This window comes from Fodinibius halophilus (assembly GCF_011059105.1).
GTDB lineage: Bacteria > Bacteroidota > Rhodothermia > Balneolales > Balneolaceae > Fodinibius > Fodinibius halophilus.
This window is the reverse complement of the sequence record NZ_JAALLS010000078.1, coordinates 1-602: the sequence shown is the minus strand read 5'-3', so window position 1 is coordinate 602 and position 602 is coordinate 1. Positions and strand designations below refer to the sequence as shown.

At 36.5% G+C, this 602-nt stretch carries 1 protein-coding gene; it reads left to right on the top strand.

Annotated elements, in window-relative coordinates; genetic code table 11:
• Positions 1–105 precede the first annotated feature (105 nt).
• Positions 106–450 (top strand): cupin domain-containing protein, encoded by a 345-nt coding sequence (locus tag G3569_RS18245; RefSeq protein WP_165271519.1) that lies wholly within the window; start codon positions 106–108, stop codon positions 448–450.
• Positions 451–602: the final 152 nt, after the last annotated feature.

Below are 602 nucleotides of genomic sequence, written 5' to 3'. Positions count from 1 at the left end.
TTTAAAACTCATCTTTCGTTAGTTGCTAATTCAACTTCAATCCGTGCGCCGGTTATGCGCAATATCGTTATACCAAGAAGTTAAATAAAGCACCGAACACAAGTTATGAAAAAGGTTAATCTAAGAAATGAATTCGACTCTATTGAAAAATACTGGACTCAAAAAATAGTAGGTAAAGCAAATGGTTCTATGCTTAAGTTAGCCAAAGGTATAGGCGAAATTAATTGGCATAAACATGATAATCAGGATGAAGTTTTTATTGTCTACAAGGGAAATTTAACTATTCAACTAAAAGACAGTGAGGATATTAATCTCCAAGAAGGAGAAATGTTTATTGTACCCAAAGGTGTTGAACATGCACCAAAGGCTGACAATGATGTTGAACTATTAGTGATAGGAATCGATGTTACTTCAAATGAAGAAGGCGGAAAACCAGAATGGAGTTATTAAGTGCTATCTATTCTATTCTAGGTTAAAGTCCCCAAGAAGATTGTAAAACAGCTGATTAGCTACAATCTAACTGCTTAACCATTCCGGATTCTTGGCATAACCCGGGCATTAAGGGGGCGCACCTCGCTCTCCTACGCTTCAAAACCAAAGCT